The organism is Sanguibacter sp. 25GB23B1, assembly GCF_040012415.1.
Lineage (GTDB): Bacteria > Actinomycetota > Actinomycetes > Actinomycetales > Cellulomonadaceae > Sanguibacter.
Genome location: NZ_JBDYKL010000003.1, coordinates 165,543 through 184,159, shown reverse-complemented (window position 1 = coordinate 184,159; position 18,617 = coordinate 165,543). Strand labels below are relative to the sequence as shown.

General features: G+C 71.9%; 20 protein-coding genes. 15 read left to right on the top strand and 5 right to left on the bottom strand.

Annotated elements, in window-relative coordinates:
- Positions 1-37: 37 nt before the first annotated feature.
- Positions 38-1,315 carry a type II toxin-antitoxin system HipA family toxin gene (locus ABKW26_RS03415; protein ID WP_348591029.1) on the bottom strand — a complete coding sequence of 426 codons (1,278 nt, stop codon included), beginning with the start codon at positions 1,313-1,315 and terminating at the stop codon, positions 38-40.
- Positions 1,305-1,553, bottom strand: a complete 249-nt coding sequence (locus tag ABKW26_RS03410; RefSeq protein ID WP_348591028.1) for a helix-turn-helix domain-containing protein — start codon at positions 1,551-1,553, stop codon at positions 1,305-1,307. Before ABKW26_RS03410 ends, ABKW26_RS03415 begins: the two co-directional genes overlap by 11 nt.
- 86 nt (positions 1,554-1,639) lie before the next feature.
- Between ABKW26_RS03410 and ABKW26_RS03405 the strand changes: the two genes are divergently transcribed.
- The 7 genes from ABKW26_RS03405 (at position 1,640) to ABKW26_RS03375 (ending at position 11,876) form a co-directional block, all read left to right on the top strand.
- Positions 1,640-2,152 carry a DUF1877 family protein gene (locus ABKW26_RS03405; RefSeq protein ID WP_348591027.1) on the top strand — a complete coding sequence of 171 codons (513 nt, stop codon included), beginning with the start codon at positions 1,640-1,642 and terminating at the stop codon, positions 2,150-2,152.
- A 46-nt stretch (positions 2,153-2,198) separates the two neighbouring features.
- Complete coding sequence (locus ABKW26_RS03400) at positions 2,199-2,687, top strand: GNAT family N-acetyltransferase (protein ID WP_348591026.1); 489 nt, start codon at positions 2,199-2,201, stop codon at positions 2,685-2,687.
- Positions 2,688-2,770: 83 nt separating this feature from the next.
- Positions 2,771-4,045 (top strand): endo-1,4-beta-xylanase, encoded by a 1,275-nt coding sequence (locus ABKW26_RS03395; protein ID WP_348591025.1) that lies wholly within the window; start codon positions 2,771-2,773, stop codon positions 4,043-4,045.
- A 122-nt stretch (positions 4,046-4,167) separates the two neighbouring features.
- Positions 4,168-5,103, top strand: a complete 936-nt coding sequence (locus ABKW26_RS03390) for an ATP-binding cassette domain-containing protein (protein WP_348591024.1) — start codon at positions 4,168-4,170, stop codon at positions 5,101-5,103.
- The gene (locus ABKW26_RS03385) at positions 5,100-5,807 is read left to right on the top strand and encodes an ABC transporter ATP-binding protein (protein ID WP_348591023.1); all 708 of its coding nucleotides are present in this window, start codon (positions 5,100-5,102) and stop codon (positions 5,805-5,807) included. Before ABKW26_RS03390 ends, ABKW26_RS03385 begins: the two co-directional genes overlap by 4 nt.
- A gap of 10 nt (positions 5,808-5,817) precedes the next feature.
- Positions 5,818-9,135 (top strand): FtsX-like permease family protein, encoded by a 3,318-nt coding sequence (locus ABKW26_RS03380; RefSeq protein WP_348591022.1) that lies wholly within the window; start codon positions 5,818-5,820, stop codon positions 9,133-9,135.
- Positions 9,132-11,876, top strand: coding sequence for an FtsX-like permease family protein (locus ABKW26_RS03375; RefSeq protein ID WP_348591021.1), 2,745 nt, complete (start codon positions 9,132-9,134; stop codon positions 11,874-11,876). Before ABKW26_RS03380 ends, ABKW26_RS03375 begins: the two co-directional genes overlap by 4 nt.
- 9 nt (positions 11,877-11,885) lie before the next feature.
- Here ABKW26_RS03375 and ABKW26_RS03370 read toward each other — a convergent pair whose 3' ends face one another.
- The gene (locus ABKW26_RS03370; RefSeq protein ID WP_348591020.1) at positions 11,886-12,404 is read right to left on the bottom strand and encodes an SRPBCC family protein; all 519 of its coding nucleotides are present in this window, start codon (positions 12,402-12,404) and stop codon (positions 11,886-11,888) included.
- A gap of 12 nt (positions 12,405-12,416) precedes the next feature.
- Positions 12,417-12,932: a hypothetical protein gene (locus tag ABKW26_RS03365; RefSeq protein ID WP_348591019.1), complete on the bottom strand. Its 516-nt coding sequence runs from the start codon at positions 12,930-12,932 to the stop codon at positions 12,417-12,419.
- A 150-nt stretch (positions 12,933-13,082) separates the two neighbouring features.
- Between ABKW26_RS03365 and ABKW26_RS03360 the strand changes: the two genes are divergently transcribed.
- From ABKW26_RS03360 to ABKW26_RS03325, 8 genes are all read left to right on the top strand, one after another.
- The gene (locus ABKW26_RS03360; protein WP_348591018.1) at positions 13,083-13,385 is read left to right on the top strand and encodes an SAV_915 family protein; all 303 of its coding nucleotides are present in this window, start codon (positions 13,083-13,085) and stop codon (positions 13,383-13,385) included.
- Complete coding sequence (locus tag ABKW26_RS03355) at positions 13,382-13,672, top strand: hypothetical protein (RefSeq protein ID WP_348591017.1); 291 nt, start codon at positions 13,382-13,384, stop codon at positions 13,670-13,672. Before ABKW26_RS03360 ends, ABKW26_RS03355 begins: the two co-directional genes overlap by 4 nt.
- Positions 13,672-14,838 carry a hypothetical protein gene (locus ABKW26_RS03350; protein ID WP_348591016.1) on the top strand — a complete coding sequence of 389 codons (1,167 nt, stop codon included), beginning with the start codon at positions 13,672-13,674 and terminating at the stop codon, positions 14,836-14,838. Before ABKW26_RS03355 ends, ABKW26_RS03350 begins: the two co-directional genes overlap by 1 nt.
- A gap of 350 nt (positions 14,839-15,188) precedes the next feature.
- A complete protein-coding gene (locus tag ABKW26_RS03345) occupies positions 15,189-15,773 on the top strand; it encodes a hypothetical protein (RefSeq protein ID WP_348591015.1) in 585 nt (194 codons plus the stop codon).
- Between the two features lie 34 nt (positions 15,774-15,807).
- Complete coding sequence (locus ABKW26_RS03340; protein WP_348591014.1) at positions 15,808-16,389, top strand: GNAT family N-acetyltransferase; 582 nt, start codon at positions 15,808-15,810, stop codon at positions 16,387-16,389.
- Positions 16,386-16,781: an MmcQ/YjbR family DNA-binding protein gene (locus ABKW26_RS03335; protein WP_348591013.1), complete on the top strand. Its 396-nt coding sequence runs from the start codon at positions 16,386-16,388 to the stop codon at positions 16,779-16,781. Before ABKW26_RS03340 ends, ABKW26_RS03335 begins: the two co-directional genes overlap by 4 nt.
- A 14-nt stretch (positions 16,782-16,795) precedes the next feature.
- A complete protein-coding gene (locus tag ABKW26_RS03330) occupies positions 16,796-17,233 on the top strand; it encodes a hypothetical protein (protein WP_348591012.1) in 438 nt (145 codons plus the stop codon).
- A 92-nt stretch (positions 17,234-17,325) separates the two neighbouring features.
- Positions 17,326-17,946: a hypothetical protein gene (locus tag ABKW26_RS03325; protein ID WP_348591011.1), complete on the top strand. Its 621-nt coding sequence runs from the start codon at positions 17,326-17,328 to the stop codon at positions 17,944-17,946.
- Positions 17,947-17,955: 9 nt separating this feature from the next.
- On the opposite strand, the gene ABKW26_RS03320 is transcribed toward ABKW26_RS03325, so the two are convergent.
- A complete protein-coding gene (locus ABKW26_RS03320) occupies positions 17,956-18,531 on the bottom strand; it encodes an XRE family transcriptional regulator (protein ID WP_348591010.1) in 576 nt (191 codons plus the stop codon).
- Positions 18,532-18,617: the final 86 nt, after the last annotated feature.

Below are 18,617 nucleotides of genomic sequence, written 5' to 3'. Positions count from 1 at the left end.
CGCCGTTGAGGGCGGTCTCCTGTGGGACGCTCGACCGCTACGAGACCGCTGCGAGAGACCTGGCACGCTCCTGTGCAGCAGGGAGCAGGCGCGCGGCGAGCTGTGACGCCGAACCGTCCCAGTCGTCGACCTCGGCCAGGACGCTCCCCATGGCCTCGGGGGCCAGCCCGGCGACCTCGGCAACCCGGCTGACGACCGCTGCGTCGTCGAGCGCGTTCTCGTCGGCGAACCGCTTCCACGCCTCTGTGTCGATCTGCTCGGTGTCGAAGACGCCGCCGATGCTCATCGACAGCGTGTGTGACCCTCTGCCCGTCGCGGTGTAGGCCAGCCCGGACGCGACGTCGAACAGAGGTGCCAGCTGGACGCTGTCACCATCGAGGAGCACGGCGTAGTTGCGTGCGTGCGCGTCCGGACCGGCGATGACCACGTTATAGATCAGCCCATCGACGAACTGTGTGACGTTCTTCTGCGCCTCGCTGGATGTGGACGAGGCGTCGCGCAGAAGCTGGATGATCTCTCGTGCTCCGGGCCCGCCTTCGCTCTCGGATTTCTCGCTGACCCCGAGGGCCTGGCACAGATCCTCCTGGTGCAGCCGCCTGAGGCCCCCGTCGCGGGCCGGTGCGCGGTCGAACCTCGTGATGACGATCGCGTCCTCGCTCTTGAAGGACGTGTACTCCGTGGCGGCGGTGGAGATGCCGCATCGATCAGCGGCTCGCATGCTCACATGCTCGACGAGCGCCTGGGACGTGAGCTTGTAGATCCCTGGCTTGATGATGTGGCTGGTCGGTTCTGAGCCGGTTGCCTCGAACCAGGTCTCGCCCTGACGGCGGAGGGCGAACTTCTGCTGGCTCCCGCCGAGGGACCAGTGCTCGCCAGGCATCGTCCAGCCCGCGTCTTCGTCCGTCTTGAAGCCGGCAAGGCGCATCTCGATGTCGCTCGTCGAGACAGGGATGAGGTCGCCTTCCCTTCCCAGGGTGGCCTCGACGTCGTCTGGCCGGCAGAGCTGGACGGAGCCCGCACAGTCCTTGCCGACGGCTCCGAGCAGACTGAGGACGTCGTTCGGGTCGGCACCGTACGTGCGGGCGATGGCCCTGCGTGCCGCCTCGCTGTCCGGGAGCAGGCCTTGGAGGAACCACTCCACCTTCTGACCTGTGACCGCCCCTGTGGCAGAGGGCAGTGACAGCGACAGGGGTGTTCGCCCCGCTGACCGTGCGGGGTCCGTGAAGGTGAGTCTCATGACACCGGCGCGTGTGCGTCCCACCTCGGCAACCACCTGACCGTCGAGCAGGACGGTCAGGGGTGGGCTAGTCACCATCGGTCGTGCGGTCGTCTCGCACCACGAGAGAGGCATCGAGCGTGTCGAGAAGGTGCATGACGAGGCCGATCTCCACGCCGCTCTTCGTCCCGCTCTCCACCGCGACCACCCATTGGCGGGAGACGCCTGCCGCGTCGGCAAGCTGAGCCTGGGTGAGTCCCCTGTCCGTGCGCAGGCGCTTGATCGCGGTGCCCAGCTTGGGCATCGAGCGGGCGAGCATGAGGGAAGGGTCGGACATGGAGTCACCGTACGACGACATTGCAGCAGAGTCAACGTACGACGACATCGCTGCAATGTCGTCGTACGGTGACTAGTCTCGACGCCATGGGTCTCTCCGCCAGCTACGTCGCCGTGAGCGACGACGAGCTCTCGTCCCTCGAACGTCTCGATCGCGACGCGGTCGGCGACGCCGTCGCGGAGGGGATGTGGACGGGGTGGTCGGAGAACCCCTCGGCAGGGATCGAGACGCAGTGGCACGGCCTCCACTTCGTCCTCACCGGGCGGGACGACAGCATCTCGCTCAGCGGCGTCCCGCTGAGCGAGGCGGTGCTCGGGACGTTCGACTTCGACGCCGGTCACGACGGGTATGCGACGATCATCCGCTCCGCCCGCGTCCCGGAGCTCCTTGCTGCGCTCCACGCCGTCGACCGTGAGGCGCTCGTCGACGGCTTCGAGCCCGCGCGTCTCGCGGAGCAGGACATCTACCCGGCAAACATCTGGCTGCGCGACCCGCCGAAGGCGCTCGTCCTCGCGCTCCTCGATGCGCTCGACACCCTGACCGCCTTCTACGAGGCGACCCGCTCGCGCGGACTGGGCGTGCTCGTCCAGGTCAGGTAGGTCGGGAGCGGGCGTCAGCGCGATGGCACGGTGACACGATGAGGACATGACGATGCCCTCCCGCGTCCTGTCGGTCACGATCGCGAGCGGTCCCGCTGCCGAGCGCACCGCCGCCGGGATCTGGGCCCGCGCCACGGCCCTGCGCGACTCCCTCCCGGAGGTCGCGCCGGTCGAGGACAAGCTCCTCGGGATCCAGCACGCCCTGCACGCCGAGGGTGGGTCGCTCCACCTCGCGACGTCGGGCACCCGCGCCGGCGGCTTCGCGGTCGTCGTCCCGCACGGCGAGACCTCGGAGATCCGTTACCTCGCGACGGATCCCTCGCTCTGGGGAGGCGGGATCGCGACGGCTCTCCTCGACCACGTCCGTGCGCACGCGCTCGCGACCGGCGCCTCGGCGATGGAGCTCTGGGTCATCGCGGACAACGAGCGGGCGGTCCAGACCTACGAGCGCGCAGGGTGGACGGCGACGGCAGAGGTCGAGGTGCGCCACGCCGGGGGTCGGCCCGAGCGGCGCTACGTGCGAGCTGCGGACTAGCGGCGACGACGAGCTGCCTGGCTGGGCGAGCCAGGCGGCACAGCGTGTGTATCGTTATCGAACGCACCCGTCAAGGAGGACCGATGCACGCCAGCCCCACCCCAGACCCGTCGATGAGCCACCGTCAGACCCGCTCGACCGTCACGGTCCTGCGCCCGGACGGGACGCCCCTCGCCGACACCGAGGTCACCGTCGCGCAGACGGGTCACGCCTTCGGCTTCGGCAACATCGGCTTCGACATGGTCGCGCTCGCGAACGGTGAGACGTCGAGCAGCGGAGCGTTCGGCGGTGCGACAGCACGGCTCGAGGAGCTGGCGGAGCAGTGGCTCGCCCTCTACAACTCCGCGACGCTGCCGTTCTACTGGGGCGGCTTCGAGCCCGAGCGAGGACGGCCGGACACCGAGCGCATGCGGCGCACAGCCCAGTGGTTCGCCGACCGCGGCGTCCGCGTCAAGGGGCACCCGCTCGTCTGGCACACGGTCCAGCCCGACTGGCTCCTCGACCTCCCGGTCGACGAGGTCGAGAAGGTGCAGCGCGAGCGCATCCGGCGCGACGTCGGCGACTTCGCCGGTCTCGTCGACACGTGGGACGCCATCAACGAGGTCGTCATCATGCCCGTGTTCGCCAACGGGGAGAACGGGATCACGCGGCTCGCCCGGGAGGTCGGGCGCATCGCGATGATCCGGATGGCGTTCGACGAGGCGCGCGCGACGAACCCGCGCGCGACCCTCCTGCTCAACGACTTCGACATGTCGACGGCGTACGAGTGCCTCATCGAGGGCGTGCTCGAGGCCGGGATCCAGGTCGACGCGATCGGCCTGCAGAGCCACATGCACCAGGGCTACTGGGGCGAGGAGCGCACGCTCGAGGTCCTCGACCGGTTCTCGCGCTACGGCCTGCCCCTGCACATGACGGAGACGACGCTCCTGTCCGGTGACGTCATGCCGCCGGAGATCGACGACCTCAACGACTTCCAGCCCGACACCTGGCCGTCGACCCCGGAGGGCGAGGAGCGTCAGGCCGACGAGATGGTGCGGCACTACCGCACGCTCGCGTCCCACCCGTCCGTGCAGTCGACGACGTACTGGGGCCTGACGGACGACGGCATGTGGCTCGGCGCGCCAGGCGGCCTGGTGCGCACGGACGGCACCGCCAAGCCCGCCTACGACGCCCTCCTCGGCCTCGTCAAGGGCGAGTGGTGGCACGCGCCGACGACGATGCGGACCGACGAGCGCGGCCAGGTCGAGGTCGCGGGCTGGCTCGGGAGCTACGACGTCACCGCCGGGGACGTGTCCGCGAGCGTCGAGCTCGACGTCCCCGGCACCACCGCCGCGGTCGTCCGGCTCCCGCGCTCGTAGGTTCCGTGCCAGGTCAGCGGCTCAAGGGCTAGCATTCGTAGCGCGCACGCCCCCGGCGCCGGGGAGCGTGACGGAATCCGACGGGGGATCGAGGGTCGAGTGGCACCGCAGCTGGCACACGCATGAGCGACACCCTGGTGCAGGCCCTCGGGTCGCGTGCACCCCGGCCCGCCGAGTTCGGCCACGGGTCCCTGGTCGTGTGCGACAACCTCGTGCGCATCTACCAGACCGGCAGCATCGAGGTGCAGGCGCTCCAGGGCCTCGACCTGCTCGTCGCCGACGGTGAGATGGTCGCGATCGTCGGCGCCTCCGGCTCCGGGAAGTCCACACTCCTGGCAGTGTTGTCCGGTATCGACGCGCCGACGGCCGGCCGGGTGCGCGTGGGGCGGTGGGACCTGCTGTCCATGTCACCGCGGGAGCGCGTCGAGTACCGGCGCAGCACCGTCGGGTTCGTCTGGCAGCAGGCCGCACGCAACCTCGTGCCGTACCTCAGCGTGGCGCAGAACGTCGCCCTGCCGATGACCCTGGCGGGCGTCCGGCGCCGCGAGCGCTCGGTGCGTGTGCACGAGCTGCTGACGCTCCTCGGTGTCGCGGACTGCGCCGACCGTCGCCCCCACCAGATGTCCGGCGGCCAGCAGCAGAGGACCGCGATCGCCGTCGCGCTCGCCAACGAGCCCCGGCTCCTCCTCGCGGACGAGCCGACCGGCGAGCTCGACACCGAGACCTCGCACGAGGTCTTCGATGCGTTGCGCACCGCGAACCGCGAGCTCGGCACGTGCGTCGTCGTCGTCACGCACGACCCCGAGGTGAGCGGACAGGTCGAGCGCACGGTCGCCATCCGCGACGGACGGACGAGCAGCGAGGTGCTGCGCCGCACCGAGGCGACCGACGACGGGCAGTCCCAGGTCGTCGCCGAGGAGTTCGCCGTCATGGACCGGGCAGGCCGCGTCCAGGTGCCCCAGGAGTACCGGGAGGCGCTCGACCTCACGCGCCGGGTCCGGCTCGCTCTCGAGGCGGACCACGTGTCCCTCTGGTCGGACGGTCAGGCGCCCCGATGAGCGGGAGGCACGCGGCTCCCGTCGCGCCCGAGCCCATGGTCACCGTCGCCGGCGTGCGGCGGACGTACGGCACCGGCGCACGGACCGTGCACGCCCTGCGCGACGTGTCCCTCGAGGTCGCCCCGGGCGAGCTGGTCGCCCTCGTCGGACGCTCGGGCTCGGGCAAGACGACCCTCCTCAACGTCGTCGGCGGCCTCGACCGGCCGGACGCCGGCACGGTCACCGTCGCCGGGACCGACGTCACGACGCTCGACGACGCCGGGCTCGTGCGGTTGCGACGAGACGTCGTGTCCTTCGTCTTCCAGAGCTTCGGCCTCGTGCCGGTGCTCTCCGCCGCGGAGAACGTCGGCATCCCCTTGCGTCTTCGGGCGATGCCCGTCGCCGAGCGCGAGCACCGTGTGGCCCTCCTGCTCGACCTCGTCGGCCTCGCCGACCACGCCCAGCAGCGCCCGGACGAGCTCTCCGGCGGTCAGCAGCAGCGCGTCGCCATCGCGCGAGCGATCGCCGGATCGCCCCGACTGCTCGTCGCCGACGAACCCACCGGGCAGCTCGACTCCGCCAGCGGTCTGGCTGTCATGGCCCTCATCCGGGCGGTCGTGGAGACCGAGGGCACCACGGCGATCGTCTCGACGCACGACCCCGTCATGGTGGCCCTCGCGGACCGTGCCGTGCGGATCGTCGACGGCCACGTGACCGACGCGTGAGCACCGACGCGTGACGTCCGTGCCCTGGGGCCTCCTCGTGCGCCGCGCCGTCCACCAGCGAGTCCTCCTGGCGGCGGTGCTCGCTGTCGTCGTCGCCGGGACGGTCTTCCTCGGCACGTGCGTGCTCCTGGTCACCGACGGTCAGCAGGACGCGCTGCGGGCGAGCCTCGCCCGCAGCCCTGCGTCCGGGCTCAGCGTCGAGACGACCGCACGGCTCACGGAGGACGGCGCGCCGTCCGAGGTCGTCGGCGTCGTGCAGGACAGCACCGCGACGGCGCTCGCCGACCTCGACCCGGAGGTCTCCACGTGGTCGACGTCGCAGGTGCGGTACCTCCGACCTGCGCCGCCCGGTGCACCCGCGGACGTCCCCCTGGCGACGTACGTGAGCAGCGTCGACGACCTCCCCGACCGGGCGAGCCTCGACGAGGGACGGTGGCCCACGGCCCCGACGGGCGGACCGACCGAGGTGGCGCTGCCGTCCTCGACCGCGGCGCTGCTCGGCGTCCACCCCGGCAGCGAGCTCGTCCTCCACGCGAGCCAGCGCGACGACGCCGCGGAGACGACGACCACCCTGGACGACGGACCGCCCATCGCCGTCGTGATCGTCGGGACGTTCACCCCGGTCCTCGACGAGGGTGCCTGGGACCGAGACCTCCTGCGCGGTGCCGGCCACGACCCGCAGTGGCAACGACCAGAGACCCTCGCCACCGTGCCCGTGGCCGCGTACGGTCCCTTCGTGGTCGACCAGGGCGCCTTCCTCGACGGGAGCGTCCCGCTCGACTCGGTGAACGTCCAGGCCCAGCCCCGACTCTCGGGCGAGGTTCCGCAGTCTGCCGGTGACGTCCGCGCCGTGCTCGACGCCCTCGAGACCGCCGTGCAGACGGAGGTCGGTGACGGGGCCACGGACGTGCGGGTGCGCAGCGAGCTGGTCTCCACGCTCCGCACGGCTCTCACCCGTCAGCAGGTCAGCGGGGCGGTCGTCCTCGTCGTCGCCGTCGTCGGCAGCGTGCTCGCCGCTGCGGCTCTCGCGCTCGCTGCGCTCCTCCTCACGGGTCGGCGCACCGTCGAGGCCGCGCTCGTCGCAGCGCGCGGTGCCGGTCGCGCCCAGCTCGCCGCCCAGGCGTTCGTCGAGGGTCTCGTCCTCGTGGTGCTCGCCGCCGTGATCGCCCTCCCGCTGACACTCGCCCTCTACGGATGGCTCGCCCGGTCGCCCGTCCTCGCCGCAGCAGGCCTGCGCGCCCCGACGACGCCCGGACCGACGCTCGTCCTCACCGTCGCCGCAGGATGCATCCTGCTCGTCGCCGTGCTCGTCCTGCCCGCCCTGCGCCGGCCCGACCACCACCGTCGCACACGGTCCGGTGGTCGCGGGGCCGTCGCCCGGTCGAGCGCCGACCTCGTGCTCCTCGCGCTCGCGGTCGTCGGGTTCTTCCAGCTCCGCTCCCACACGGTGGCGCCCGGCGCCGGCCCGGATGCGGTCCTCGTCGCCGCACCTGTGCTGTGCCTCCTGGCAGGCGCTGCGCTCGCACTGCGCCTCGTGCCCCTCGTCGCGCGCGTGGGCGAGCGAGGGGCAGCACGGTCCCGACGCCTCGTCGGCCCGCTCGCCGCATGGGAGGTCGCACGACGCTCCCAGGCGAGCGGCACCGCGTTCCTCATCGTCCTCGCCACGGCCGCCGGGACCTTCGGCGTCGCGCTCGCCAGCACGTGGACGTACTCCCAGCAGGACCAGGCGGACGCGTTCGTGGGCGCAGACCTCAGCGTCGTCGCGGACGGACCGTCCGTCCTTGCACATGCCGCCGCGCTCGGGGCCGCTGCGGGAGGAGACCCCACGCCCGTCACCGACCGTGACGTCATCCTCGGTGCGAGCTCGAGCGTCGGCGCGCGCACCGAGCTGAGCATGCAGGGCGCAGGTCCGCGCCTCGTCGCCGTCGACACCCGTACGGCCGCCGGAGCGCTCCGGGGGCGGTTGCCTGAGGGCGCGTCCTGGTCCGCTCTCACCGCCGACCTCGCCCCCACCGAGCCGACGGCCCCGATCCACGTGTCAGGCACCGCGTCCGAGCTCGTCCTGGTCGTCACCGGGTCCGTCACGGGAGGAGCCCAGATGACCGACGTCGTCCCTACCGTCGTCGTCGAAGGACCCAGCGGGCACCGTGAGGCGCTCGCAGGCACCAGCGTCCCGCTCGACGGTCAGCCGCACAGCGTGTCGATCGCGCTGCCGTCCGCGACCGCGGGCGCACCCGACCTCCGGGTCGTCGCCGTCAGCCTGCGGATCGCCGTCGGCGCGGACGACGCGCTGCCGCCCCATATCCTCACCACCGCGCAGACGACCGTCGCCGTCTCCCTGCCGGGCGACGGCACCACGCCTGGCCCGGACGGGCTGCCCGACGACGCTTCCTGGTCGACCGCCACCTCCCAGAGCCTCGTGGGCACGGTCGAGTCGACGAGCACCCGCCTCACCCACGACGCCGCAGGGACCACCATCACGAGCGAGACCGCCCTCGTGCTGCCCAACATCGCGAGCCCCGTCGACCTGCAGCTCCAGTCCTTCGCGGCGCCCGAGGCCGTCCCCCTGCTCCTCACGCAGGAGCTCGCCGACGCGATCGCCGCCGCGCCCGGCACCGAGATCAGCCTCGGACTCGGGCAGCACACCGTCGCCGGCCGCGTCGTGGGCACGGTCCCCTACGTCCCCTCGGCCCCCCGCAGCCCCGCCGTCCTCGTCGACTACGACGCCCTGTCCCGCGCACTCCTCACGCAGGGGATGCAGGAGAGCCTGACCGACCGGTGGATGATCTCCTCGACGGACCCTGCCGATGTCGCCGCCCGCATCACCGACGCCGGCCTCGGGACGACGGTCACGGCGACAGGCGTCGGAGCCGACCTCCGGGAAGGTCTGTCGCAGGTGATCGTCCCGGCCGCGCTGCGCATCCTCGTGGCCGCCGCGTTCCTCCTCGCCCTCGCGGGCACCGCCCTGCACACCGCGGCGACCGTCCAGGCCCGGGGGATCGAGGTCGCCCGCCTCCAAGGAGTGGGTGTGCCGCGACGCTCGGTGGCCGCCGCGCTCGTCCTCGAGCGCGCAGTGGTGTCGCTCGTGTCGATCACGGCGGGCGCGGTCGTCGGTGCGGTCGTCGGCCGGGCCGTCGGGCCGTCCCTCGTCGTCGCCGACGACGCGCTCCCACCCGTCCCGTCCGTGCTCGCCCGCTGGCCCTGGCCGGAGCAGGGGCTCCTCCTCGGCGCGCTCGTCCTCGGGATCGCTGCAGTCGTCGTGCCCGTCGCGCGCCATCTCGTCCGCCGCGCCACGACGGCGCACCTGCGGATGGACAGCGCCTCGTGAGGCCCCGGCTCCCGCGCCCGCGGGGCGCTGGACGGCTGCAGCGGCCCCGGGCCTCTCTCCCGAGCGTCCTCGGACGCGCCCGTGCCGACGCCTGGCCTCTCCTCCTCGTCGGGCTCGTCGTCGCGCTGACCGTCTTCGTCGTGTGCGCCGTCCCCCGCCTGGAGGAGCGCAGCGCCGACGACGCGGTGCGTGAGGCGGTCGAGAACGCGGGCACGGCCGCGGGGGTCACCCTCGTCGCGCCACTCCTCGAGGACGACTGGGACGGCCGCACACTCATCGATCCCGCGCGCGAGACGGGAGAGCTCGGACCACAGGTGGAGAGATTCCTCCCGCCGGAGCTCGACGAGGCTCTCGCCAACCCCGTCGGCACGCTCCTGAGCACCCCGTTCGCGATCGCGTCCGCGCCGGCTGAGCTCGGCAGCGCGTCGCTCCGGCTCGGATACGTCGCCGACCCCGACGCGCCAGAGGTCGAGTGGCTCGAGGGCGGACCCGCCGCGACCACGCGCACCCCCACCGAGGTCGAGGCTGCACCGCCCACGGTCGAGTGGACGGTCGAGGTCGGGCTCTCGGAAGAGGCTGCGCGGCTCCTCGGGGTGCACACCGGTGACCAGGTGAAGGTCGGCAACCGGAAGGTCAAGCTCGACGTGCTCGTCAGCGGGGTGTTCCGACCGGTGGACCCGTCCGCCGACGCGTGGTCCCACGTGCCCGGCCTCGTCGACCCGGCCGTGCTGGGTTCGGGCGAGCACACGCGCACGCCGGTCGTCGGCCTCGTGTCCGCGGAGGCGCTCCCGGCCACGGTCCTCTCCCTGCCCGTCGGCACGATGGCCCGCACCGTCACGTTCGACGCCGTCCCCGGAGCCGTCGACCACGCGAGCGCCGAGCTCGTCGCCACCCAGGTCGAGCGCCTGCGCGCATCGGCCCACTCGCTCCCCGGCCCCACGACGGCCGTACGCAGCACTCTCGACGCGGTCCTGCTCGACACGGTGGCGTCCGTCCGTGCGACGCGAGCCCAGGCGTCGGTGCTGCTCGCCGGTGCCGGGGGCGTCGCAGCGCTGACGATCGTCCTGACCGCGCACCTCCTCGCCCGTCGACGGGCCGGCGTCCTCGCGACGCTCCGTGCGCGCGGTGCGTCGCTCGCCGACGTCGCTGCGGAGCACGCGATCGAGTCCGTGACGGTCACGCTCCTGGGCGCGGGCGTCGGCATCCTCGCCGCGGACGTCGTGGTCCCGGGCGCCGCACCCTGGGCGTGGTTGGTGCCCGCCCTCGCCTTCGCTGCGCTGGTCGGGCCGGTGCTCGCCGTGCGTGCTGTCGCCGGTCCGGCCGCGGGCCGCGGGCCCCGGCAGCGGCACGAGCGACGCAGGGCCACGATCGACCGCCGGGTGCGGCGCGCGGTCCTCGAGGGCGGGGTGGTCGCGGCAGGGGTCGGCGCCGTCGTCGCACTGCGGGCCCGGGGTCTCACGGACGGCTCCACCGGCACCGACCCGCTCCTCGCCGCCGCCCCCACCCTCCTGGCGCTCTCGGTCGCGCTCGTCCTCGTGCGCACCCTCCCGCTGGTCGTGGGCGTAGCGCTGCGCAGGTCGCTGCGGTCCCGGCACGTCGTCCCCGTGCTCGCCGCCGCACGGGCTCGGGCGACGGCGACACAGGTGGTGCCCTTCCTCGCCCTGAGCCTCGCGTGCACGCTCGCCGTGCTCGGTGCCGTGCTCCTGACGACCGTCCGGGACGGCCAGGTCGCCGGGTCGTGGGGTGCCGTCGGCGGAGACGTCCGGGTCACCTCGGAGACCGACACCACGCTCGACGCCGCGGCCACCCGGCTCGGCGCGGACGGGACGGGTCTCACCGCCACGACCGGGCTCGTCATCGACGAGGTCCAGCTCTCGGGTGCCTGGGGAGGGCTGCGGGTACGGCTCGTCGCCGTCGACGCAGACGCCTTCGCCCGCTACCTCGCGCACGTCCCGGTCGAGGGCGCCGACGAACCGGGTCGCCTCCTGGAGGAGACCGGCTCGGACGCCCTGCCCGTGCTCCTCAGCGCGGACCTCGCTGCGAAGGGCGGGCCGGACGCGGAGCTGCTCTGGGGTCGCGACCCGTTCCCGGTCGTGACCGTGGGGCGCACCCCCGGGACCGAGGAGCTCGCGGAGCGCACCGTCGTCGTCGACCGCGCCGCCCTCGCCGCCGTGACCGGCACCGACACGGCGCCGTCGGTCCTGTGGGTCGCCGGCCCGGGAGCCGACGAGGCCGTGACGGCCGCACCCGAGCTCGACGGCGCGGAGCTGGACAGCCGCGCCGAGTGGTTGACCGACCTGCGCGCCTCGTCCTCGAACCGGCACCTCACTGTCGTCGTCGTCGGCACCATCACCCTTCTCGCCGTGGCCGCGATGCTCGTCGTCCTCTTCGCCGCATCCGCCGGCGCCCCGCAGCGCGGCTCGACGCTCGCCGCGCTGCGCACCCTCGGCCTCACCGGCGTGGCCGCTCGGAGGATCACCCTGGGGGAGCTGGCCCCGCCCGTGCTCGTCGCGTCCCTCGCCGCGATCGCCACCGGGACAGGGCTCGCTGCGCTCGTCGCCGGGCCGTCGTCCCTGCGTCTGATCACCCGGCAGGCGGTGGAACCTACCCTCGCGGTGCCCTGGTGGACCGGTCTGCTGCCCGTCGTGCTCCTCGTGACCGTCGTTCTCGTCGTCGCCGCAGAGTCCTCACTGCGACGACGGGAACGGCTCGGCGAGGTCCTGCGCGCCGGCGGCCAGTGACGCGCGGACCTAAGAGCGCTTGGCCGACCGCGCCTGCGACGCGAAGTGCTCGACCTGGTACGGGTAGTAGTCGCTGAACTCCGGCAGCGGCAGACCGTCGCGCGAGGCGATGAGCATGTCGAGGTAGTACTCCCACCCGGGGCCGCTGTTCTCGGCGACGGTCGGGTCGTCGAGGTGCTGGATGAGCTCGAGGAGCGTGCCGCCGTGCTCGCCGGCGGACAGCATGACCTCGAGGTTCCACTCGCCGGAGTCGTCGATGAGGGAGACGAGGAGGCGGCGGGGCGGCTGGCAGGCGTCGATGCGGACGTCGCTCCAGGGGACGTTCTCCTCGAAGCCCATCTGGACCTGCACGGTGCTGCCGGCACGGGCGTCGCCGCGCCACGGGCCGAACCAGCCGGCCGTGCGGTCGGACTCGGTGAGGCTCGCCCAGACGTCCTCGACCGGTGCCGAGAAGGTGCGGGTGAGGGTCATCTCGTAGCCGCCGTCAGGTCCGGTGCGGGTGACGCGTCCCGTTGCTCTGCGTGCCATGTACTTCCTCTCTCATGCGGCGAGCGCGAGGCGCTGTCCGACTGCCGCGAGCAGGTCCGAGACGCTGCAGCGTCGCTGCACGGCGCACGCGCAGAGCACGATGCTCGCTGCCCGCAGGAAGTACCCGAGGGCGCCGAGCGCGTGCGCGGGGTGGTCGCCGATCTCGTCGACCAGCTCAGGGTCGATGAGGGTCAATCCTCGCAGAGACAGGGCGTCGTCGAACCGGTTGGCGACGGCGACAGCGACGGGGAGGGCCGGGAGGTAGTCGCCGTCGGTCTGGGTGCGGGTCTCGCGCAGTGCCGTCTCGAGGGAGCCGCCGTACGCGCCGAGCACCGCGGCGTCGTTGGCGAAGATGTGCCACATCGTCCGGGTGGCCGCGAGGATGCACACGCGCTCCTCGACCGGGAGCGTCGCGAACTCCGCGAGGAGGACCTCGTTCGCCTCGGGCGCGAGCAGATGAGCAGTGAGCATGCCGAAGGACCGGCGTACGTGTTCTCCGTCGACGACGACGTGCAGCGCATCAGTCATGATCCTCGCCTACTTCCCCCACCCTCATCATGCGAGATGCGGGCGGGAAGCGCGCGCTGAGCCGCAGGACCGGGCCTGTGGACAACTCCCGACGGTCCGTTCCGCCGGGCTAGCCTGCCATAACGCCCGAACCGACCACCAGGGGGAGCCATGACTGCCGGAGCAGTGCACGAGACCCCGCGCCCACCGCTGCCACCGATGCTCTACGTGCCGAGCGCCGGCCCGGCCGCGGACGGCTCGCTGCTGATCGACCTCCGCCGCGTCGACGACGGACGCCTCGCGCTCCTCGTGTACACGGCGCTCGACCGCCTCCTCACCGGGTGCGGGCCGCACCAGCCGTGGGCGCTGGTCCCGACGCAGACGCTCGACGAGATCAACGACAGCCAGCCGTACGACCTCGTCCTCGTCGACGTGTCGCTCCCCGCAGACCTGCGACGGACGGCCGCCGCATGATGCTCTCCGGCGGTGTCTCCGCTGCCGAGGGCACGCTCACCGGGTTGGCGACGACAGTGACGTCCGGCTCCGACGTCCTCGAAGACCTCGCGCCGCTCGTCCCCGCGGTGCCGTCCGCGGGCGAGGCAGAGCTCCTCATCGCGGCGCTGCTGACCGACCTCGTCGCTGCAGCGTCCGTCCTCTCCGGCGACGCGCTCGAGGCCGCGGCACGGCTCACCACGTCGAGCTCCACCTACGCGGGTGCCGACCAGTGCTCTGCGGACTCGCTGCTCGTGACGGTGCCCTGATGCCCATCGACACGACCGTCCCCGGAGACCCGGTCGCCGTCCGGGCCGTCGCGACGTGGTTGCGCTCGACGTTCGCGCTCGCCGTCTCCAGCTACACGGACAACCTCACCGCGGCGCGCACCACCGCGGGTGCGGACTGGGACGGCGACGCGAGCTGGGGCTTCCAGTCCGTCATGACGACCCTCACGCGGCACGGCGACGACCTCGACACCGATGCTCAGACCGCCGCGACGGGGCTCAACGACTTTGCTGCGGCGCTCGAGACCGCGCAGAAGGACATGGCTGCCGTGCGGACGGCGGCGACGCTCGCTGGTCTCGTAGTGGTCGCCGACCAGATCCACGAGCCGGGGCCCGCGCCAGTGGCACCCCGCGGACCCCTCGTGGTCGGTGCGACCTCGTCACGAGCGGCGACACCGTTCGACCGGCACGTGGTCACGCTCGCGGAGCACGACGCGAAGGTGGCGGCGTACGCGCAGGCCGAGACGGACACCGCGACCATCGCGCAGTTCCGGGCGGACGCGATCGCCGCGATCAAGACGATCCCCGACGCGACGGCGATCCGGTGGGGACTGGTGTCGGGGACGTTCGTGGGTGCGTTCCAAGGTTTCTCGTACAGCACCCAGACAAAGAAACTTACGAAGCACACGTCGCGGCTGGCCAAGCGCGTCGAGCTCCTCGACCTCAGATATCAGGCATCTTGGACCCCGTCCGAGCGCGTCTTCCAGGAGAGCCTCAGGTCGAGCGCGGCCAGCGAGCTTCGTGTGGCGTCCGAGGAGCTCAAGCAGTCGCGCTACTCGCGAGCCGGTCGCCTGTGGGGCGGACGGCTTCCCGTCATCGGCACGGTGGTGACCCTCGTCGGCATCGGGTGGGACGTGCACAACGGCAAGGACGTGAGCACCGCCCTGGTCGGGGCGACGACCGCGACGGTGACCGGCATGGTGGTCGCGTTCGCGTTCGCGACAGGTCCGGTCGTCCTCGTGGCGATCGCTGCGACGGGTTTGGGTATCACCCTCGGTTGGACCGCAGAGTGGTTCTGGGAGAACGGGGTGTCAGACGACGTGAAGGCCAAGGTCGACGACGGTGTGGACTGGGCCGCGGACACGGTGCGTGCCACGGGGACCTGGATCGCGGACGGTGCGTCATTCATGTGGGAGCTGGTGACCTGATGCTCAGGGAGCTCATCTCCAGACGGAGCGGATCGGGTCCCAGGGGAAGGCTTCGTCACCTTCCATGGCCTGAGCAGTTCGACCAGACACGCAGGACGGAGGCATTCGTCATGCTGTTCGGGGTCGTGACGTTCAGCTCCCTGGTCGTCTGGGGAACCGCGAGTGCGCTCGCTCGGGACGATGTCGGACCCGAAGCGTACGGAGTCCTGACGATCGGAGTCCTGGTTCTGCTCGTGATCTTTCCCTTGCATCGCAACAGGATTCGTCGACGGATTCGATGGTCGCGCGGGGTACGGATCTCTACATTGGGTCCGTATCCACGAGGGTTGTTCCTTCCCTACGCGCGTGGGATGAGGGCCCTGTCGTGGTTGGGTGTTGTCGGGGGTCTGCTCGGCGCGGCCGTCATGATCCTCGTCATCCCCTTCTCGTCGGTCGGCGGCTACCGGCAAGAGGCGGCTGGTCCGCTCGGGGTCTGCGCTGCAGCGGGCGTCCTGTGGTGGGCGGTCACGTTGCTGCGCACGGGCCGGCGGAAGCGTGGGCTGCTCCTCACCGCTGACGGGGTCGTGTTCCACGGCACTCGCGGTCGGTACTCCGCCCGGTGGGACCAGGTTGCCGAGGTGAGCCCGGACGATGGACTGCCTGATCAGAGCTATGAGGGCATCGTGGTCCGCATCCGTCGTCTTGCGGGTGCGAGCACGTCTCTCGGCGACGGCCAGGACGTCCCCTTCGAGTGGCTGATCCGACGGGACCTCCTCGGCATCGACCCCGTCCTGACCAACCAGGTCCTCAACTTCTACCTGGAGAACCCTGCCGCCAGAGACGAGCTGGGTGGTCCCGCGGCTATCCAGCGCCTCAAGAAGGCGGACGTCCCGGCCTATGTCCAGCCGAGCGTCGTCATCGCGGAGGAGAAGCGCAGGCGGATGGAGACGCGCTGACCTGATGTCAGCGTCGCTCGCTACCGTTGGCTCCGTGCTCACCGCCCTGACTGCGCTCCCGCGTTCTGTGACCGAACCGGTCACCGACCGCCTCGTGCTCTCGCGACCGAGCACCGAGGACGTCGACGCGATCTGGCGGATCCACTCCGACCCGGAGACCAACCGACACAACCCGCTCCGCCCGATGCGGCATCGAGGCGAGGCGGTCGAACGGCTCGCCTGGTTCGGCGCGCACTGGGACGAGTTCGGCTTCGGCTACTGGACCGTGCGCCTGCGCGACCCCGAACGTCCGTCGGTCGACGGCCCCGGGCAAGCGATCGGCTTCGCAGGCCTGCGCTGGTCACGGTGGGTCGGCCGGGACGTCGTCAACCTCTACTACCGCTTCACGCCCGCTGTCTGGGGGTGTGGCCTCGCCGGCGAGGCAGCACGCGCAGGCGTCACGCTGTGGCGTGAGCACCTCGCCGAGTACCCGCTGATCGCCCGCACCACGGCCGACAACGTCGGCTCTCAGCGGACCGCGCTCTCCGCCGGCTTCGAACGGCGCACCGACCTCGACCGCGAGACGAACCTGGGCCTCGACATCGTTCTCGCCCTCGGGTGGGGAGACACGCCATGACGCACAGAGACCACATGGACGGGCTGACGCTCCACGAGGCGGCCATGGCCGCAGCGCGCGAGCTCCCGGACGTCTCGCACGAGTTCCCCTTCGGTCCCGAGACCGACGTCTTCAAGGTGGTCGGTCGCGTCTTTCTCCTGATGGGCGGAAGCGTCGGCGCTCCGATGATTACTCTCAAGTGCGACCCGGACGACGCGCAGGAGCTCCGGCGAGAGTTCCCCACCATCACGCCCGGCTATCACATGAACAAGAAGCACTGGATCTCCGTCACGGCCGGCCCGACCATCACGCGCAGCCTCCTCGAGGAGCTCGTCACCGACTCCTACCTCCTCGTGATCGAGGGCCTGCCCCGCGCTCGGCGGCCCGTCCTGCCTGATCACCTCCGACGCTGAGCTAGAGTCCCGCCATGCCGACTGACAACGAGAGTGCGTCCCGCTCCGCTCGCGCGCGTACGGGCCGCTTCGCCCTGATCGCGCTCCTGGCCGTCCTCGCGGCCGGGACCTGGTTCGCCTGGCTCGGCTGGGACACCACGTACGACACCGACGCCGACGGGAACCAGACCGGCCCCTACGAGGCGTGGCAGGTCATCGGCGCCGCGGTGACGTTGCTCGTCCTCACGGTCCTCGGCGCGCTGCGCCTGGGCGCCCTGCCGACCGCGCTCGGGGTGGGGATCGGCTTCACGGCCGGGTGGGTCGCGACGTCTGCGGCGACGGACGACTCAGGTCTCTGGGTCATCGGCGCTGTGCTCGTCGCGTTCGGTGTCTTCCTCGGTGCCTATGGAGCGGCGGCTGCTGTCGAGGCACTGACGAAGCGCCGCACCAGCCGTGTCGAGCGTTCCGAGTGATTCGGAGCCCATGGAGAATTGCCGCTGAACGTCGGCACGCGCTCGAGCGCACGCTTGCACCGCACGTGGACGTGGCTTGGGCTGATCCCTTCATGGTGCACCTGAGCCGCGCGGCTGTCGACGGGACTCAGACGGTGGCGGCCCTCGCCGTGGTCGAGGCGCACTGCGCGGAGACGGGGGACAGTCCGTACGCCGCGTTCGGGGAGCCGATCACCTACGCCAACAGCCTCGGCATGGCCTCCGTCCCAGGGATCGTCCGTGCCCGCCGGCTCCTGGTCGTCTATCGCTCGATCCCGATCATCGTCCGCGTCGTCGGCACGGCGCTCGTCCTCCTGGGTGTCATGGCGCTCCGGCAGGGTGGCGAGGTCGTCTTGTCGAACGGCCTGCTCGTCGCCCTCGGCCTCTTCCTGCTCGTGGTCGTCGCACTGGCTCGGTCTGCGGCACCGCTGATGCGCACGGCGGGGCCGTCGCTCGCACTCTCGATCCTCGTCGCCTGCGCCGCCGTGGCTCTCGTCCTTGCGCCGACAGTCCTTCTCGACGATGAGGTGCTCCGTGTCGACGCCGCCGTCACGGCTCTCGTCGGAGGGATGCTCTTCGTCATGGGCGACGTGGCCGACGCCGTCGCCCGGCGTGCCGCCGAGCCCCTGGCCTGGGGCCTCGCCCTGGCCGCCCCCGCGACCGCTGTGCTCGTGGCCGTCCTCGTCCTGCTCTGAGTCCGCCGACTACTGCGCCGGTCGTGCCCTCACGTGCGCCCGCTCGCCCTGGCGGCCGAAGAGGCTGAGGATCTCGACGGGTCGGGCGTCGGCGCTGCCGAACCAGTGGGGTACGCGCGTGTCGAACTCGGCGGCCTCGCCTGCCAGGAGGACGAGGTCCTGGTCGCCGAGGATGAGCCGGAGCTTGCCGTCGAGCACGTACATCCACTCGTAGCCCTCGTGCGTCTTCGGCGCGGGGACGGCCTTCGTCCCCGGGATGATGTGCTTGTAGGCCTGGACGCCGCCAGCCCGCCGGGTGAGCGGGATGATCGTCGCGCCCCACCCCGTCGCGATCGGCCGCATGTGCACTCGCGGGTCGCCGGTCGCCGGTGCGCCGACGAGCTCGTCGAGCGGCACCTCGTACGCCCGGGCGAGGGGCAGCAGCAGCTCGAGGTTCGGGCGCCGCTGACCGGACTCGAGGCGCGAGAGCGTGCTCACCGAGATCCCTGTCGTGGCCGACAGCTCGGACAGCGTGATCTCGCGCCGCGCGCGCAGCGCGCGGAGGCGCGGGCCGACGGCGGTGATGACGTCATCAAGGTCTTCCATGTCCCCATCCTGCTCCTGGATTGCCATAGTGGCAAACTTCTTTGCTGTTTTCGGTGCCCCGGGTGCATGGTCGTCATGGAGGTGGT

Coding starts and splice junctions, on each gene's coding strand:
- ABKW26_RS03415 (WP_348591029.1), bottom strand. CDS start 1,315: ATGGTGACTAGCCCACCCCTGACCGTCCTGCTCGACGGTCAGGTGGTT.
- ABKW26_RS03350 (WP_348591016.1), top strand. CDS start 13,672: ATGCCCATCGACACGACCGTCCCCGGAGACCCGGTCGCCGTCCGGGCC.
- ABKW26_RS03355 (WP_348591017.1), top strand. CDS start 13,382: ATGATGCTCTCCGGCGGTGTCTCCGCTGCCGAGGGCACGCTCACCGGG.
- ABKW26_RS03330 (WP_348591012.1), top strand. CDS start 16,796: ATGCCGACTGACAACGAGAGTGCGTCCCGCTCCGCTCGCGCGCGTACG.
- ABKW26_RS03335 (WP_348591013.1), top strand. CDS start 16,386: ATGACGCACAGAGACCACATGGACGGGCTGACGCTCCACGAGGCGGCC.
- ABKW26_RS03395 (WP_348591025.1), top strand. CDS start 2,771: ATGCACGCCAGCCCCACCCCAGACCCGTCGATGAGCCACCGTCAGACC.
- ABKW26_RS03390 (WP_348591024.1), top strand. CDS start 4,168: ATGAGCGACACCCTGGTGCAGGCCCTCGGGTCGCGTGCACCCCGGCCC.
- ABKW26_RS03365 (WP_348591019.1), bottom strand. CDS start 12,932: ATGACTGATGCGCTGCACGTCGTCGTCGACGGAGAACACGTACGCCGG.
- ABKW26_RS03360 (WP_348591018.1), top strand. CDS start 13,083: ATGACTGCCGGAGCAGTGCACGAGACCCCGCGCCCACCGCTGCCACCG.
- ABKW26_RS03400 (WP_348591026.1), top strand. CDS start 2,199: ATGACGATGCCCTCCCGCGTCCTGTCGGTCACGATCGCGAGCGGTCCC.
- ABKW26_RS03370 (WP_348591020.1), bottom strand. CDS start 12,404: ATGGCACGCAGAGCAACGGGACGCGTCACCCGCACCGGACCTGACGGC.
- ABKW26_RS03325 (WP_348591011.1), top strand. CDS start 17,326: ATGGTGCACCTGAGCCGCGCGGCTGTCGACGGGACTCAGACGGTGGCG.
- ABKW26_RS03405 (WP_348591027.1), top strand. CDS start 1,640: ATGGGTCTCTCCGCCAGCTACGTCGCCGTGAGCGACGACGAGCTCTCG.
- ABKW26_RS03385 (WP_348591023.1), top strand. CDS start 5,100: ATGAGCGGGAGGCACGCGGCTCCCGTCGCGCCCGAGCCCATGGTCACC.
- ABKW26_RS03320 (WP_348591010.1), bottom strand. CDS start 18,531: ATGGAAGACCTTGATGACGTCATCACCGCCGTCGGCCCGCGCCTCCGC.
- ABKW26_RS03345 (WP_348591015.1), top strand. CDS start 15,189: ATGAGGGCCCTGTCGTGGTTGGGTGTTGTCGGGGGTCTGCTCGGCGCG.
- ABKW26_RS03410 (WP_348591028.1), bottom strand. CDS start 1,553: ATGTCCGACCCTTCCCTCATGCTCGCCCGCTCGATGCCCAAGCTGGGC.